15 protein-coding genes are annotated in these 14066 nt (G+C 68.9%); 12 read left to right on the top strand and 3 right to left on the bottom strand.

From position 1 onward, the window contains the following. The first annotated feature begins 98 nt into the window (after positions 1 to 98). The 5 genes from AC07OA_RS23145 (at position 99) to AC07OA_RS23125 (ending at position 4772) form a co-directional block, all read left to right on the top strand. Positions 99 to 1112, top strand: a complete 1014-nt coding sequence (locus tag AC07OA_RS23145; protein WP_494666179.1) for an aldo/keto reductase — start codon at positions 99 to 101, stop codon at positions 1110 to 1112. Positions 1113 to 1232: 120 nt separating this feature from the next. Beyond that, entirely contained in the window at positions 1233 to 2258 is a 1026-nt protein-coding gene (locus AC07OA_RS23140) for a mechanosensitive ion channel family protein (protein ID WP_494666178.1), read from the top strand. A 214-nt stretch (positions 2259 to 2472) separates the two neighbouring features. Continuing rightward, entirely contained in the window at positions 2473 to 3117 is a 645-nt protein-coding gene (locus tag AC07OA_RS23135; RefSeq protein ID WP_494666218.1) for a helix-turn-helix transcriptional regulator, read from the top strand. A gap of 122 nt (positions 3118 to 3239) precedes the next feature. Next, positions 3240 to 3506 carry a hypothetical protein gene (locus tag AC07OA_RS23130; protein ID WP_494666177.1) on the top strand — a complete coding sequence of 89 codons (267 nt, stop codon included), beginning with the start codon at positions 3240 to 3242 and terminating at the stop codon, positions 3504 to 3506. A gap of 216 nt (positions 3507 to 3722) precedes the next feature. Continuing rightward, positions 3723 to 4772: an HpcH/HpaI aldolase/citrate lyase family protein gene (locus tag AC07OA_RS23125; RefSeq protein WP_494666176.1), complete on the top strand. Its 1050-nt coding sequence runs from the start codon at positions 3723 to 3725 to the stop codon at positions 4770 to 4772. Positions 4773 to 4929: 157 nt separating this feature from the next. On the opposite strand, the gene AC07OA_RS23120 is transcribed toward AC07OA_RS23125, so the two are convergent. Both AC07OA_RS23120 and AC07OA_RS23115 read right to left on the bottom strand, forming a co-directional pair. Continuing rightward, positions 4930 to 5346: an OsmC family protein gene (locus AC07OA_RS23120; RefSeq protein WP_494666175.1), complete on the bottom strand. Its 417-nt coding sequence runs from the start codon at positions 5344 to 5346 to the stop codon at positions 4930 to 4932. Between the two features lie 72 nt (positions 5347 to 5418). Continuing rightward, positions 5419 to 5619 (bottom strand): hypothetical protein, encoded by a 201-nt coding sequence (locus AC07OA_RS23115; RefSeq protein WP_494666174.1) that lies wholly within the window; start codon positions 5617 to 5619, stop codon positions 5419 to 5421. 419 nt (positions 5620 to 6038) lie between these two features. Here AC07OA_RS23115 and AC07OA_RS23110 point away from each other — a divergent pair, with 419 nt between their 5' ends. The 7 genes from AC07OA_RS23110 to AC07OA_RS23080 all read left to right on the top strand — a co-directional run bounded on the left by AC07OA_RS23110 (position 6039) and on the right by AC07OA_RS23080 (position 13003). Continuing rightward, positions 6039 to 7001, top strand: a complete 963-nt coding sequence (locus tag AC07OA_RS23110; RefSeq protein ID WP_494666173.1) for an acetyl-CoA carboxylase carboxyltransferase subunit alpha — start codon at positions 6039 to 6041, stop codon at positions 6999 to 7001. Between the two features lie 2 nt (positions 7002 to 7003). Beyond that, positions 7004 to 7225, top strand: coding sequence for a hypothetical protein (locus AC07OA_RS23105; protein ID WP_494666172.1), 222 nt, complete (start codon positions 7004 to 7006; stop codon positions 7223 to 7225). A 73-nt stretch (positions 7226 to 7298) separates the two neighbouring features. Further along, positions 7299 to 7733, top strand: a complete 435-nt coding sequence (locus tag AC07OA_RS23100) for a carboxymuconolactone decarboxylase family protein (RefSeq protein WP_494666171.1) — start codon at positions 7299 to 7301, stop codon at positions 7731 to 7733. 76 nt (positions 7734 to 7809) lie between these two features. Further along, positions 7810 to 8787 (top strand): NAD(P)H-dependent flavin oxidoreductase, encoded by a 978-nt coding sequence (locus AC07OA_RS23095; protein WP_494666170.1) that lies wholly within the window; start codon positions 7810 to 7812, stop codon positions 8785 to 8787. Between the two features lie 204 nt (positions 8788 to 8991). After that, the gene (locus AC07OA_RS23090) at positions 8992 to 9936 is read left to right on the top strand and encodes a phosphoribosylaminoimidazolesuccinocarboxamide synthase (RefSeq protein ID WP_494666217.1); all 945 of its coding nucleotides are present in this window, start codon (positions 8992 to 8994) and stop codon (positions 9934 to 9936) included. Positions 9937 to 10269: 333 nt separating this feature from the next. Beyond that, positions 10270 to 12477, top strand: a complete 2208-nt coding sequence (locus tag AC07OA_RS23085; protein WP_494666169.1) for a putative bifunctional diguanylate cyclase/phosphodiesterase — start codon at positions 10270 to 10272, stop codon at positions 12475 to 12477. An 82-nt stretch (positions 12478 to 12559) separates the two neighbouring features. Continuing rightward, positions 12560 to 13003, top strand: a complete 444-nt coding sequence (locus tag AC07OA_RS23080) for a recombinase family protein (RefSeq protein ID WP_494666168.1) — start codon at positions 12560 to 12562, stop codon at positions 13001 to 13003. Here the strand turns inward: AC07OA_RS23080 and AC07OA_RS23075 are convergent. Further along, a complete protein-coding gene (locus tag AC07OA_RS23075) occupies positions 13000 to 14019 on the bottom strand; it encodes a beta-eliminating lyase-related protein (protein ID WP_494666167.1) in 1020 nt (339 codons plus the stop codon). The two genes, AC07OA_RS23080 and AC07OA_RS23075, sit on opposite strands and share 4 nt — an antisense overlap. Positions 14020 to 14066 lie beyond the last annotated feature (47 nt).

Genomic DNA, 14066 nt, shown 5'->3' with positions numbered 1-14066 from the left:
CTGTTACTGCGTCGCCGTCGATTTCGGGGTCTCGGGAGGTTCCGGCGGACCGGACGACGCCCATCTTCTGGGCGCGATCAGACAAGAAGGAGCGATCCATGAAGACGCGCAAACTCGGTGACGGCCTGGAGGTCTCGGCCATCGGCCTGGGCTGCATGGGGATGAGCTGGGCCTACGGCCAGGCGCCCGACAAGGCCGACGTCTTCAAGGTGCTGGCCCGCGCGGTCGAGCTGGGCGTGACCTTCTTCGACACCGCCGAGGTCTACGGCCCCTATGCGAACGAGGAACTGGTCGGCGAGGGGCTGAAGGCCTATCGCGACAAGCTGGTGATCGCCACCAAGTTCGGCTTCGACATCGCCCCGCCGGAACAGGCGGGCGGCGCGGCGCGGATGGTCGGGGTCAACAGCCGGCCCGACCACATCAAGGCGGTGGCCGAGGCTTCGCTCAAGCGCCTGGGCGTGGAGGTGATCGACCTCTTCTACCAGCACCGCGTCGACCCCACCGTGCCGATCGAGGACGTGGCGGGGGCGGTCAAGGACCTGATCGCCGAGGGCAAGGTCAAGCATTTCGGCCTGTCGGAAGCCGGTCCCGAGACCATCCGCCGGGCCCACGCCGTCCAGCCGGTGGCGGCCCTGCAGAACGAGTATTCGCTGTGGACCCGCGACGTGGAGGCCAAGATCCTGCCGCTGCTGCGCGAGCTGGGCATCGGCCTGGTGCCCTATAGCCCCCTGGGCCGGGGCTTCCTGACCGGGGCCCTGAAGAGCGACGCCGCCCTGGCCGAGAACGACTTCCGTCGCGGCCTGCCGCGCTTCCAGGGCGAGGCCCTGACCAAGAACCTGTCGCTGGTCGAGGCCCTGACCCAGGTGGCCGCCGACAAGGGCGTCACCCCGGCCCAGCTGGCCCTGGCCTGGATCCTGGCCCAGGGCGAGGACATCGCCCCGATCCCTGGCACCACCAAGATCAGCCGCCTGGAGGAGAACATCGGCGCCGCCGAGGTGGTCCTGTCGGCCGACGACCTGGCCAGGATCGAGGCCGCCGTGCCGGAGGTCGCCATCGAGGGCGCGCGCTATTCGGAAGCCGGCATGGCGATGGTGGGGCGCGAGGCGCCCTGATCCAGTCTTCCCTCCCCCTCGTGGGGAGGGTGGACGCGAAGCGGACGGGTGGGGCCTGCTGAGTCTTTATGGGGTAAAGGGGTATTGCCCCCTTTACCCCGCCCGGCCCACACTCGGCCCATGGTCGCCGATCCCCTGCATCGTCCGGACGCCATCGAGCTGATCAGGCTGGGCAAGACCACGATCACGTTGGGCGGCCTGGCGGCGGCCATCGTCATCGTGGTGGCGTCGGTCTATCTGTCGCGTCTGGTGGCCTCGGGCCTGCGCAAGCTTCGCGAGCGCTCGGTGGTCAGCGCCCCGTCGCTGTACATCGTCGAAAAGCTCAGCACCTACGGCCTGCGCACCGTCGGCCTGCTGGTGGCCCTGTCGGTGATGGGGGTGAACCTCACCTCCCTGGCGGTGTTCGCCGGCGCCCTGGGCGTGGGCGTGGGGCTGGGCCTGCAGGGGCTGGTCAAGGACTTCGCGTCCGGCGTGTCGCTGATGTTCGAGCGGCTGGTGGCGGTGGGCGACTTCGTCGAGCTGCAGAACGGCGCGCGCGGGGTGGTGCACGAGATCGGCCCGCGCTCGACCCGCATCCGCACCAACGACAGCACCGACGTGATCGTGCCCAACTCGGTGCTGGTCAACGAGCAGGTGATCAACTGGACCCTGCACCACACCACCCGCCGCATTCGCGTGCCGTTCGTGACCGCCTTCGGGGTCGACAAGGAGGTGGTGCGCGAGGCGGTGCTGAAGGCGGCCCATTCGGTGTCGTTCACCGCGCCGGACGACGCCGTGCGCAAGGCCCAGGTCTGGCTGGTGGGGTTCGGGGAGTCGTCGCTGAAGTTCGAACTGATCGTTTGGCCGACCATCGACTCGGTGCGTCGTCCGGCGGCGATCCTGGCCGCCTATACCTGGGCCATCGACGACGCCCTGCGCGGGGCGGGGATCGAGGTGCCCTATCCCCAGCACGACGTGCGGCTGCGCGGCCTGTTCGGCGAGGAAGGCGACGACGCCCGCGCCGCTCTGCGGCTTGAGCCCCGCGCGGGGCGCAAGGCGCGGGCCAAGACCGCCGTAGCGTCCAAGAACGACGCGGCCGAGGATCTCAAGCGCGAGGACCCCGAGGAGCCGCCGCTGCCGGTGCAGGGACCGCCGGCGAAGGGGTAGCTTGGGGTGTCGGACGTTTCAGGTCAGCGGGCGATTTTCAGCCGGGGCGGAGACTGCAGCCGACGAAGACGGCGGCGCCTCATTGTCACAATCAGTGATTTGCCAGGGGTAGGTTGAGAGTCGCTGTATGCTTCGATGGGTAGAGGATCATCAGCCAACGCGACCCGAATGGCTTTCGATGTGATCGCGGACGCTCAAGCCGCGAGCACACTTGGTGGAAGAGACCGCTGGTTGGGCGCTTCGCTCCTACGGTTTCGACGTGGTGACGGCGGTCGAAATCTCGCGCCGAGGCAATGAGCGAACCGTTCAACCCTTGTTTGGCGACGTCGCCGCGCCTCCTATGCTGCATTACATTGAGCAGGGTCACGGCGCATACTGCCCGGTAGTGCAAGCCGCCTCGTCGGAACCTACCATCTGGACCGAGCTGAAGGCCCGACCACTCGCCAAGCGACAGCTTCTTGTCCTGGAAGAGCTCAAGGAGTTCGGCCTGCATAACGGTCATATTGTCGCGGTGCGGCGCGGGGATAGCCTTCCCGTGGCCATCTCGACGGCGGGCAGGCACGTCGCGCTGGACGATCCGGTCGATCGGATGGTGGTGCATTTTCTGGCCACCCACTACGGGCTGATCGGGGCGCGCCTGGCGCAGTCCGAGCGGGAGCCCGTCCGCCTGTCGGCGCGCCAGATCGAATGCCTGGAATGGGTTCGCGATGGCAAAAGCTCGTTCGACATCGGTCAGATCTTCGGTATCTCAGCACGAACGGTCGATCAGCATCTGCTGACCGCCTGCCAGCGTCTCGGCGTGCGGACCCGCTTCCAGGCCGTGATCGAGGCCTCGCTGTCGCGCGCCTTGCGCCTGTGACGCTAAGGCGCATCCGTAGGGTTACCTAGGGGCGCGTTGCGTAGACGCTGACATCCTGATCGGTGTGACGTCCTTGCCCTCGGAGGAGGCAGGACGATCGATTTGTCAGTCGGGGTACAGACATGAGCGCGATGACTTTTCAGCAAGCCTTTGACTATCTGCGTCGGTACGCCGAGACGCGATCCGAAGACGACGACGGGGTTTTGGCCGGGAAGGCCGAGGAGATCATCCTGGATCATCGTCCCTGCGACCGGGGGGAAGCGGCGGTCATCGTCGGCACGCTGATCGACAATATCGCGGCTGGGGTGCGTTGCGATCGTCGTGACGTCGGCGCCCTGACCGCCTTGCAGGCGTGGCTCTCGCAGGACGACGTTAGCGTCGCCGCCTAGATTGGTCCGGCCGGCGGCTGACAAAGCGAGCCTGAGGTTGTTGGGGGCGAGAAAGCCCAGGTTCGCGCCTGGCGCTCGGGATTGCCGTTCGTGGCCGAGATCGGCGGTGCAGCCGACCGGTCCCTGACCCATGCGTCAGCCTTGACCCCGTCACCCCCGCGCCGCACTCTTCTCGCAACTGCGAAATAAGAAACGACGACGCCGGGAGCCGCCGCCATGAAGACCCCTCGAGGCTTTTTCAAACCGCTGGCCATCGGCGCGCCCACGCCCTGGCGCGAGCCGCCGGCGCGGGTCGAGCGGATGATCCATTTCGTGCCGCCGCACCTGGACAAGGTGCGCGCCAAGGTCCCCGAGATCGCTCCGACCGTCGACGTCATCCTGGCCAATCTGGAGGACGCCATCCCCGCCGACGCCAAGGGCGCGGCCCTGGCCGGGACCATCGCCCTGGCCCGCGAGACCGACTTCGCGGCCCTGGGCGTGGGGCTGTGGGTGCGGATCAACTGCCTCAACTCGCCCTGGCACCTGGACGAGGTGGCGACCCTGGTCGAGAAGGCCGGAAACCAGATCGACGTGATCATGGTCCCCAAGGTCGAGGGGCCGTGGGACATCTTCTACATGGATCAGCTTTTGGCCTCGCTGGAGGCCAAGCACGGCGTCACCCGGCCGATCCTGCTGCACGCGATCCTGGAGACCGCCGAGGGGGTGATGAACGTCGAGCAGATCGCCGGCGCCAGCTCGCGCATGCAGGGGATTTCGCTCGGTCCGGCGGACCTCGCCGCCAGCCGCGCCATGAAGACCACCCGCGTCGGCGGCGGCCATCCCGGCTACCGCGTCATCGAGGACCCGCACGCCGATGGCGGCCCCCGCGTCTCGGTGCAGCAGGACCTGTGGCACTACACCTTCGCCAAGATGGTCGACGCCTGCGCCGCCCACGGCATCAAGCCGTTCTACGGCCCGTTCGGGGCCATCGACGATCCGGTGGCTTGCGAACAGCAGTTCCGCAACGCCTTCCTGATGGGCTGCGCCGGGGCCTGGAGCCTGCACCCCAGCCAGATCGAGATCGCCAAGCGGGTGTTCTCGCCCGCGCCCGATGAGGTGGCCTTCGCCAAGCGGATTTTGGAGGCGATGCCCGACGGCACGGGCGTGGCCATGCTGGATGGTAAAATGCAGGACGACGCCACCTGGAAGCAGGCCAAGGTCATGGTCGATTGCGCGCGGCAGATCGCGGCGAAGGATGCGGAGTACGCGGGGCTTTATGGGTTCTGAGGGCGTAGTGGATCATCACTTGCCCCCACCTGACCGCTTCGCGGTCTGTCCGCCCCCATAGGGGGCGGAGTTTGATCTGACGCGGCGCAGCTCCGCCCCCTATGGGGGCGGACAGGCGACGAAGTCGCCAGGTGGGGGCAAGGCGCTCGTGCCTCGCCTACCCCGCCTTCGTCACCACCTGCGACCCCGCCGTCAGCATCTTATGCACGGGGCACATCTCGGCGATCTCCATCAGCCGCGTGCGCTGGGCCTCGTCCAGGTCCCCCTGCAAGGTGATCACGCGCTCGAAGACGTCGGCCGGGAGCCAGCCCGGCTCGCGCCGCCAGGTCACTTCCACGTGCACCGCGCCCAGGGCCAGGCCCTTGCGCTTGGCGTAGAGGCGCAGCGTCTGGGTGGTACAGGCCGCCAGGCCCGCGGCGACCAGGTCGTGGGGATTGGGGCCGACATCCAGCCCGCCGTCGGCCGGCGTCAGGTCGCCGGTGAAGCGCACGGGGCCGGCGGTGACGAGGATCTGCACCCCGCCGTGGCCGCTGTCGTCGGCGATGGCGGAAGGACGGACGGGGGCGAGGGTCATGGGGCGGACTCCGAAAGGCGAGCCCGGACTATAGCGCGCGCGAACGGCGGCGCTTGAACCTTCGTGCGTGCTTTAAGCCGCCGCCACCTGGTGCGAGGAGACCTCGAACAGCCGGGTCGCCCCACGCCACACCTCGATGGTGTCGCAGCCGCGATGGACGCCGACCAGCTCTTCGGCGTGGCGACGCGCGGCGTGATCGTCGGGGCAGGGGGTGACGTCGAAACGCGGCACGGAGCCGTCCGAACCGACGCAGAAGAAGGTGAACACCTGCATGGGAACATCCGTTCGCTACAGGCGGGACCGGGTCCATATTCGATGGGCGGGGCCGCGGGCGTCGACTGGCTTCCGAGCCGACAAGAGGGGATATAGGCGAGAACCCGGCGATTAACCAGAGATCCCAGGTTTCAATACAGGACTCTCCACAGGACTCTCACGAACCGGAATCCCTGAGACTCCCAGGGGTTCCTGCCGAGTCATGGTGTCGCTGCGACGACGAGTCGCATCCCAGGGCCCGGCCAGACCTTTGTGCGATGGCAATGAGTCCGCCCCGAGGCGGGCTTGAGTCCCGCCCGAGTCCCTCGCGAGTCCGGGATTTGGCGATTTCGGGCGCGGAACCCGCCGAAACCGGTTCCGTTTTGCGTTATCGCGCTCTAGGTTCGCCACCTTTCCGCAACGGCGACGTTAAGAGACCCATGGCCGCGCATTATCTCGACTTCGAGCGACCCATCGCCGATCTGGAAAGCAAGATCGAGGAGCTGTCCCGCCTGTCGGAGACGGCTGGTCCCGGCGCGTTCGAAACCGAGATCCAAGCCCTGCGCGACCGCGCCCAGCAGCTGCGCAAGGAAGCCTATGCGGGCCTGGACGCCTGGCAGAAGACCATGGTCGCCCGCCATCCCGAGCGTCCGCACCTGAAGGACTACATCGCCGGCCTGATCGACGAGTTCGTCGAGCTGCGCGGCGACCGCAAGTTCGCCGACGACCAGGCCATCGTGGGCGGTCTCGGCCGATTCCGCGGCATCCCGGTCGTGGTCATGGGCCACGAGAAGGGCCACGACACCACCACGCGCCTCAAGCACAACTTCGGCATGGCCCGCCCCGAGGGCTACCGCAAGGCCGTGCGCCTGATGGACATGGCCGAGCGCTTCAACCTGCCGGTCGTCACCTTCGTCGACACCGCCGGCGCCTATCCGGGCCTGGGCGCCGAGGAGCGCGGCCAGGCCGAGGCCATCGCCCGCTCCACCGAACGCGGCCTGGTGCTGGAAACCCCGATGGTGGCCACCATCGTCGGCGAAGGCGGCAGCGGCGGGGCCATCGCCCTGGCCGGCGCCAACAAGGTGCTGATCCTGGAGCACTCGATCTATTCGGTGATCTCGCCGGAAGGCGCGGCCTCGATCCTGTGGCGCGACGGCGCCCGGGCCAAGGACGCGGCCACCAACATGAAGATCACCGCCCAGGACCTGATCGCGCTGAAGATCGTCGACCGCATCGTCGAGGAACCGGCCGGCGGGGCCCACTCCGATCCGGCCGCCGCCATCGAGGCCGTGGGCGACGCGGTCGAGGACGAGCTGAAGGCCCTGATGCAACTGTCGGCCGCCGAGCTGAAGAAGCAACGCGCCGCGCGCTTCTACGCCATCGGCCGCGAAGGCCTGCAATAGGCTTGGCCGGCGGGGGCGATCCGTTCCTGGGCGAGACGGTCGGCGGCAAGCGCAAGGATTCCGCCTGGGCCGACGCGGGCATTGAGGCCGGCTTCGGCGTCCTGTCCGAGGTCGCGCCCCTGCCCATGGCCGTGATCGGCGGGGTGATCGTCGGGGCGGGCCTGTTGGCCTTCCTGGCCTGGAAGGGCCTTGGACAAATCAAACGCGGAAAATTCGCGCGCTGATGTCACATCGCGCCGGGCGGCCTCGTCCTACCCTCGAAAGCCCGAACGCCGGGCCCCAACGAGGATCAAGACCATGTCCGCCGAGACCGCGCCCTTCCGCCACGACCTGAACGTCCCCGAGGTCTACAAGGCCTTCATCGCCGCCGAGACCGCGGTGGTGGCGTCGGGGATCGACCACGGCCTGCTGCACCTGATCAAGCTGCGGGCCTCGCAACTGAACGACTGCGCCTTCTGCGTGAAGATGCACTCCAAGGAGGCCCGCGACGACGGCGAGACCAACGAGCGGCTGGACCGCCTGGTGGTGTGGCGCCACGTCAGCGACTTCACCGCCAAGGAAAAGGCGGCCCTGGCCTGGACCGAGGCCCTGACCCAGCTGCCGGCCAAGGTCGACCTGGCCCCGCTGCGCGCCGGCCTGCGCGAGCACTTCACCGACGTCGAGGCCAGCGCCGTGACCACGGTGATCGCGATGATCAACCTGTGGAACCGGCTGGGCGTGTCGGTGCACTGATCCTTTCGTTGGGGAGGGGCTTGCCCCTCCCCAACGTCACTCGGCCATACTCCTCCAAAATCAGAGGGAGGCGTCCATGGCCATCAAGACCCGTTTCACGGAAATGTTCGGCGTCGAGCATCCGATCGCCCAGGGCGGCATGCAGTGGGTGGGCACCGCGCCGCTCGTTTCGGCCGTGGCCAACGCCGGCGCCCTGGGCTTCCTGACCGCCCTGACCCAGCCCACGCCCGAGGCGCTCAGCCAGGAGATCGCCCGCACCCGCGAGCTGACCGACAAGCCGTTCGGGGTGAACCTGACCATCCTGCCGGCCATCAAGCCGCCGCCCTATGCCGAGTACCGCGCCGCGATCATCGAGGCGGGGATCAAGATCGTCGAGACGGCCGGCTACAAGCCGCAGGAGCATGTTGACGACCTGAAGGCCCATGGCGTGAAGGTGATCCACAAGTGCACGGCCGTCCGACATGCCCTCTCCGCCGAGCGCATGGGCGTGGACGCCATCAGCATCGACGGCTTCGAATGCGCCGGTCACCCTGGCGAGGACGACATTCCCGGCCTGATCCTGATCCCGGTGGCCGCCTCGAAGGTGAAAATCCCGATGATCGCCTCGGGCGGCTTCGGCGACGCGCGCGGCCTGGTGGCGGCCCTGGCCCTGGGCGCCGACGGCGTCAACATGGGCACCCGCTTCTGCGCCACGGTCGAGGCCCCGATCCATGAGAACTTCAAGCAGCAGATGGTGGCCAACGACGAGCGGGCCACCGACCTGATCTTCCGCACCCTGCACAACACCGCCCGGGTGGCCAGGAACGCCATCAGCCAGCAGGTCGTGGCCATCGAGCGGGCCGGCGGGGCCAAGTTCGAGGACGTGGCGGATCTCGTGAAGGGCGCGCGCGGGAGGGAGGGGCTGCTCAGCGGCGACGTCGACCACGGCGTCTGGTCGGCGGGGATGGTCCAGGGCCTGATCCATGACGTGCCGACGGTGAAGGACCTGATCGACCGGATCGTCTCGGAGGCCGAGGAGATCATTCGCGGACGCCTGGCGGGGATGGTGCAATAGGGGCTGTCATCCCGGACAAGCGCGCAGCGCGCCGATCCGGGACCGACCCGAAGCGCCGAGTTCCAAGTCGGTCCCGGATAACGGCTGCGCCGTTTCCGGGATGACAACCGTTTTGGATGTCCCGGGCCGTCGCACCGGCTATACGTCGCCTCCGACTCGCCACCGGAGCCGACGACCGTGACCACGCCCCAAGTTCTCCCCAAGATGGTATTGGCCGACGCCACGATCCCCGAGCTGCCCAACGCCTATCACGGCAAGGTGCGCGACAATTACGACCTGCCCGACGGCCGCCGGGTGATCATCGCCACCGACCGGCTCAGCGCCTTCGACCGCATCCTGTGCGCCGTGCCGTGCAAGGGCCAGGTGCTGACCCAGACCGCGCGGTTCTGGTTCGAGGCCACCGCCGACATCTGCCCCAACCACGTGCTGGCCTATCCCGACCCCAACGTGGTGATCGGCAAGCGTCTGGACATGCTGCCCGTCGAGCTGGTGGTGCGCGGCTATCTGGCGGGCACGACCTCGACCTCGATCCTGACCCTCTACAAGGCCGGCCAGCGCGAGATGTACGGCGTGACCCTGCCCGACGGGCTGGAGCCGAACCAGAAGCTGCCCCAGCCGATCCTGACCCCCACCAGCAAGGCCGCCGACGGCGACCACGACGCCCCGCTGTCGCCCGCCCAGATCCTGGAGCAGGGCCTGCTGACGCCGCGGCAGTGGGAGACGCTGTCGGCCTACGCCCTGGCCCTGTTCGCGCGCGGCCAGGCCATGGCGGCCGAGCGCGGTCTGATCCTGGCCGACACCAAGTACGAGTTCGGGACCGACGCCGACGGGACCATCGTGCTGGCCGACGAGATCCACACCCCCGACAGCAGCCGCTTCTGGCGCGCCAACACCTATGGCGAGCGCTTCGCGGCCGGCGAGCGGCCCGACAGCTTCGACAAGGACTTCGTCCGCGCTTGGGTCGCCGCCCGCTGCGATCCGTACAAGGACGACATCCCCGAGATCCCGGACTCGGTGATCCAGGCGACGTCCGACGTCTATCAGGAGGCCTACGAGGCCATCACCGGCCAGGCCTTCCAGCCGTACACGGGCGACGCGCCGATCCTGGACCGCATTCGGCGAAACCTGGCGCCGTTCTTTCCGGCTTAGGGGGCAGGGTTTTCGAGCCCAACCTTTCAGCCGTCATCCCGGGCCTCGTGCCCGGGACCCCTCCGTCCGCCGCAGGTGCGGAAGCGTGGCGCACTGGCGCGCCAATGCACTTCACGAAAAAGCTGAACCAGGGGTCCCGGGCACAAGGCCCGGGATGACGGGAGTATGGGGAAGCGCGGGAAAAATTCGCGCGCCCGCAGGTCACAGTAAACGCCCCGGCAAACACTGTGACAGCGCCGTGAAGTTTTCGCGAAATGGTGAGGCTTGAAGACCTGAATTAGCACGCCGTTAGTCGAGAAATGGTCCTTCCAGCCCCAGTAAGAGGGGCTTTCCATGTTTACCTTGCGAGACACCGTGTCTTCCCTGGAGCCGGCGCGGGCCGACGACCTGGGCAAGACCCTGTACGAGCGGTTCCGCGAGGAGCCCGACACGCTGATCGTGCCGGTGCTGGACGCCGACGACCGCCCCATCGGCATCGTCGAGCGCAACGCCTTCTTCCTGCGGATGGCCGCCGAGTACGGCCGCGCCCTCTACGCTCTGCGCCCCATCTCGGTGCTGATGGACAAGGACCCCCTGGTGGTCGAGGCCGACGTCGAGCTGGCCGCCTTCACCAGCGACAGCCTGTCGTATCGCGCGTCGGACCTGCTGCGCGGCTTCATCGTCACCGACGGCGGGCGCTATCTGGGCGTGGGCACGGTGCTGGGCCTGCTGCAGGCCGCCAACGAGACCAACCGGCGGGGCGTCGAGGCCCTGGCCTCGGCGAAAGCCGACCAGGAACGCGCCCATACCTTCATGACCGCGGTGGTCGAGGCCATTCCTTCGATGGTGTTCGTCAAGCGGGCCGACGACCACTCGTACGTTCTGCTGAACCGCGCCGGCGAGAAGATCCTGGGCCACAGCCGCGCCGACATGATCGGCCGCACCGACGCCGACTTCTACCCGCCCGAGCAGGCCGCCATCTACCGCCAGCGCGACGCCGAGGTGGCCGCCTCGGGCGAGGTGCGGGTGATCGAGGAGGACCTGGTGCCGCGCAAGGACGGCACGACGGCCCTGCTGCGCACCAAGAAGATCGCCATCCCCGGTCCCGACGGCCAGCCGGAATACATCCTGGCCGTCTCGGAAGACATCGCCGAGCGCAAGCGCGCCGAGGCCCAGATCGCCCGCCTAGCCCACTACGACCCGCTGACCGAGCTGCCCAATCGCCTGCTGTTCCAGAAGGACCTGGCGGCGGCTCTGGGCCGGGCCTCGCGGCGCGAGGAGCTGGTGGCGGTGCACTGCATCGATCTCGACCGCTTCAAGACCGTCAACGACACCCTGGGCCACCCGGTCGGCGACGCGCTGCTGAAGACCGCCGCCGAGCGGCTGCGGGCCTGCGTGCGCGAGGGCGACACCATCGCCCGCCTGGGCGGCGACGAGTTCGCGGTGGTGCAGTGCGGCCTGACCGACCTGTCGGGCGCCACGCGCCTGGCCGGCCGTATCGTCGAGGCCCTGTCGGAGACCTTCCAGATCCAGAGCCACCAGGTGATGATCGGCGGCAGCGTCGGGGTGGCCGTGTCGCCCAACGACGGCACCGGCACGGACGAACTGCTGAAGAAGGCCGACATGGCCCTCTACCGCGCCAAGGCCGACGGCAAGGGCGCCTTCCACTTCTTCGAGCGGGCCATGGACGAGGCCCTGCAGGCCCGCCGCGCCCTGGAGCTGGACCTGCGCCTGGCCTTGGCCGAGGGCCAGTTCGAGCTGCACTACCAGCCGCTGTTCAGCCTGGGCGCCGACCGGGTGATGGGGTGCGAGGCCCTGCTGCGCTGGCGCCATCCCGAGCGCGGCATGGTCTCGCCGGCCGACTTCATCCCGCTGGCCGAGGAGATCGGCCTGATCAATCCGCTGGGCGAATGGGTGCTGCGCGAGGCCTGCCGCGAGGCGGCCGGCTGGCCCGACCACGTGCGCCTGGCGGTCAACCTCTCGCCCGCCCAGTTCCGCGACAAGCACCTGGTGAGCACCGTGGTCTCGGCCCTGGCGGCCTCGGGCCTGGCCGCCGAGCGGCTGGAGCTGGAGATCACCGAGTCGGTCCTGCTGCAGGACACCGCCGGCAACATGTCGATCCTGCACGACCTGAAGGCCCTGGGCGTGCGCATCTCGATGGACGACTTCGGCACGGGCTATTCGTCGTTGAGCTATCTGCGCAGCTTCCCGTTCGACAAGATCAAGATCGACCAGACCTTCGTGCGCGACATCCTCGACGACGCCGACGCCCTGGCCATCATCAAGGCGGTGCTGGACCTGGGCGCGAGCCTGGGTATCACCACCACGGCCGAGGGCGTGGAGTCGGCCGAGCAACTGGACGAACTGCGCCGCCAGGGCTGCGGCGAGATCCAGGGCTACTTCATCAGCCGTCCCAAGCCCGCCGCCGAGATCGCGGCCATGCTGGGGGTGACGGTCCAAGGCGGCGACAAGGCGCCCGTGATCGCGCTCGCCCAGCCCGCCGAGGCGGCCCCCATGCCGCCGGCGTGGACCGGCGAAGGGGACCTGCGCCAGGAAGCGTGACGGACCGGGGCGGTCACGCCCCGTCCACATCTATCGGCGCGCGCCCTCTAGCCTCGCGCCTTCGCCTTTGCGACACAGCCCCATGCGCAAGGTCGGCTATCTGAGAGTTCCGCCCGTTCGGGGCATGGTGATCGACGGGCCGCAGTCGCAGCGCCTGTTCGAGGCCGGCTGCGACCAGCTGTTCCACGACCGCTGCTACGGCCTGGCCGTGGTCAAGCCGGGCCTGGACCAGGCCCTGGCCGCGCTGAAGCCCGGCGACGCGCTGGTCGTCCTCAACCTGCACGCCTTCGCCGCCCATCTGGTCGACCTACTGGAAGTGCTGGCGCGGCTGGAGGCGGCGCAGGTCCACCTGGTGACCCTGGTCGAGGGCGTCGACACTCGCCAGCCCGGCGGCTTCTTCACCGCCTGCGCCCAGTTGGCTGCGTTCCACGACCAGCGCCGCATGGTGCGCCTGGCCGAGGAGAAGATCGTGCGCGAGGGCGGGCGGCGGCCTCAGGCGGACGAGCCGCCGACGGACGGCCCTTAAGCCACCGCCTTCAGCGCCTCGCCCAACTCCTCGACCATCTCGGGCGTGGTGGCCCAGGAGCACATGAAGCGGGCCGTGCCGTCCAGGAAGCGATAGACGAACCAGCCCGTTTCCCGCAGCCGCTCCAGGGCCTGGTCGTCCATGTCGACGAACAGGCCGTTGGCCTCGACCGGGTGGCGCAGGGGGAAGGGCATCAGGGCGGCCAGCTTTTGGGCCATGGCGTTGGCGTGGGCCGCGCGCGCCGCCCAAGGGCCGGCTTCGCCGTTTTCGCCCAGCAGGCCCAGCCAGGGGGCGCTGAGGAACCGGCCCTTGGAGACCAGCTGGCCGGCGTGCTTGAGGCGGGCGTCCAGGCGCCGGGCCAAGTCCTTGTTCAGGAACACCACGGCCTCGGTCGGGGTCGAGCCGGCCTTGGTGCCGCCGATCACCAGGATGTCGACGCCGATCTTGGCGATCTGCTTGATGTCGAAGCCGGCGGCCACGGCGTTGGCCAGGCGCGCGCCGTCCAGGTGCACGCCGTAGCCCTTGGCCTTCGCAGGCGCGATCAGGGCGGCCAGCTCGTCGGCGCCATAGACCGTGCCGTATTCGGTGGCGTTGGTCAGGGACAGGGCCGCGGCCGGCTGGCGGTAGGAGACGTCGGGCTCGTTCAGCGCCAGCTCCAGCCCCGGCAGGGCGATCTTGCCCGAGGCGCCGGCCAGGCCGATCAGCCCAACGCCCTGGCCGAAGAAGCCCGGGGCGCCGGTCTCGTCGGTGCAGATGTGGGCGTGCTCGTGGGCCAGCACCGCCTCGTGCGGATGGGCCAGGCAGGTCAGGGCGAAGGCGTTGGCCGCCGTGCCCGAGGCGGTGAACCGCACCTCCGCGTCGGCGTCCAGCAGGGCGCGGATGCGGTCGGCGGCGGCGGCGCTGACATGGTCGGTCCCGTAGCCGGAAGCGGTCCCGGCATTGGCGGCGACGATCGCCTCGATCACTTCCGGCATGGCGCCGGCGACGTTGTCGGAGGCGAAGTCGTAGCGGGCCATGGGTGGGGTCTCGGCGGGTGTCGGATCAGCTCCCGATGCCACGCCGA

Source organism: Caulobacter sp. GW821-FHT09B08 (genome assembly GCF_059418225.1).
Note: the sequence above shows the minus strand (reverse complement) of the source record. Positions and strands in the feature narration are given on the sequence as shown.

Excerpts from the sequence above, each read along its gene's own strand:
- AC07OA_RS23145 (WP_494666179.1), top strand. The coding sequence starts at position 99 with ATGAAGACGCGCAAACTCGGTGACGGCCTGGAGGTCTCGGCCATCGGC.
- AC07OA_RS23140 (WP_494666178.1), top strand. The coding sequence starts at position 1,233 with ATGGTCGCCGATCCCCTGCATCGTCCGGACGCCATCGAGCTGATCAGG.
- AC07OA_RS23130 (WP_494666177.1), top strand. The coding sequence starts at position 3,240 with ATGAGCGCGATGACTTTTCAGCAAGCCTTTGACTATCTGCGTCGGTAC.
- AC07OA_RS23125 (WP_494666176.1), top strand. The coding sequence starts at position 3,723 with ATGAAGACCCCTCGAGGCTTTTTCAAACCGCTGGCCATCGGCGCGCCC.
- AC07OA_RS23120 (WP_494666175.1), bottom strand. The coding sequence starts at position 5,346 with ATGACCCTCGCCCCCGTCCGTCCTTCCGCCATCGCCGACGACAGCGGC.
- AC07OA_RS23115 (WP_494666174.1), bottom strand. The coding sequence starts at position 5,619 with ATGCAGGTGTTCACCTTCTTCTGCGTCGGTTCGGACGGCTCCGTGCCG.
- AC07OA_RS23110 (WP_494666173.1), top strand. The coding sequence starts at position 6,039 with ATGGCCGCGCATTATCTCGACTTCGAGCGACCCATCGCCGATCTGGAA.
- AC07OA_RS23100 (WP_494666171.1), top strand. The coding sequence starts at position 7,299 with ATGTCCGCCGAGACCGCGCCCTTCCGCCACGACCTGAACGTCCCCGAG.
- AC07OA_RS23095 (WP_494666170.1), top strand. The coding sequence starts at position 7,810 with ATGGCCATCAAGACCCGTTTCACGGAAATGTTCGGCGTCGAGCATCCG.
- AC07OA_RS23090 (WP_494666217.1), top strand. The coding sequence starts at position 8,992 with ATGGTATTGGCCGACGCCACGATCCCCGAGCTGCCCAACGCCTATCAC.
- AC07OA_RS23085 (WP_494666169.1), top strand. The coding sequence starts at position 10,270 with ATGTTTACCTTGCGAGACACCGTGTCTTCCCTGGAGCCGGCGCGGGCC.
- AC07OA_RS23080 (WP_494666168.1), top strand. The coding sequence starts at position 12,560 with ATGCGCAAGGTCGGCTATCTGAGAGTTCCGCCCGTTCGGGGCATGGTG.
- AC07OA_RS23075 (WP_494666167.1), bottom strand. The coding sequence starts at position 14,019 with ATGGCCCGCTACGACTTCGCCTCCGACAACGTCGCCGGCGCCATGCCG.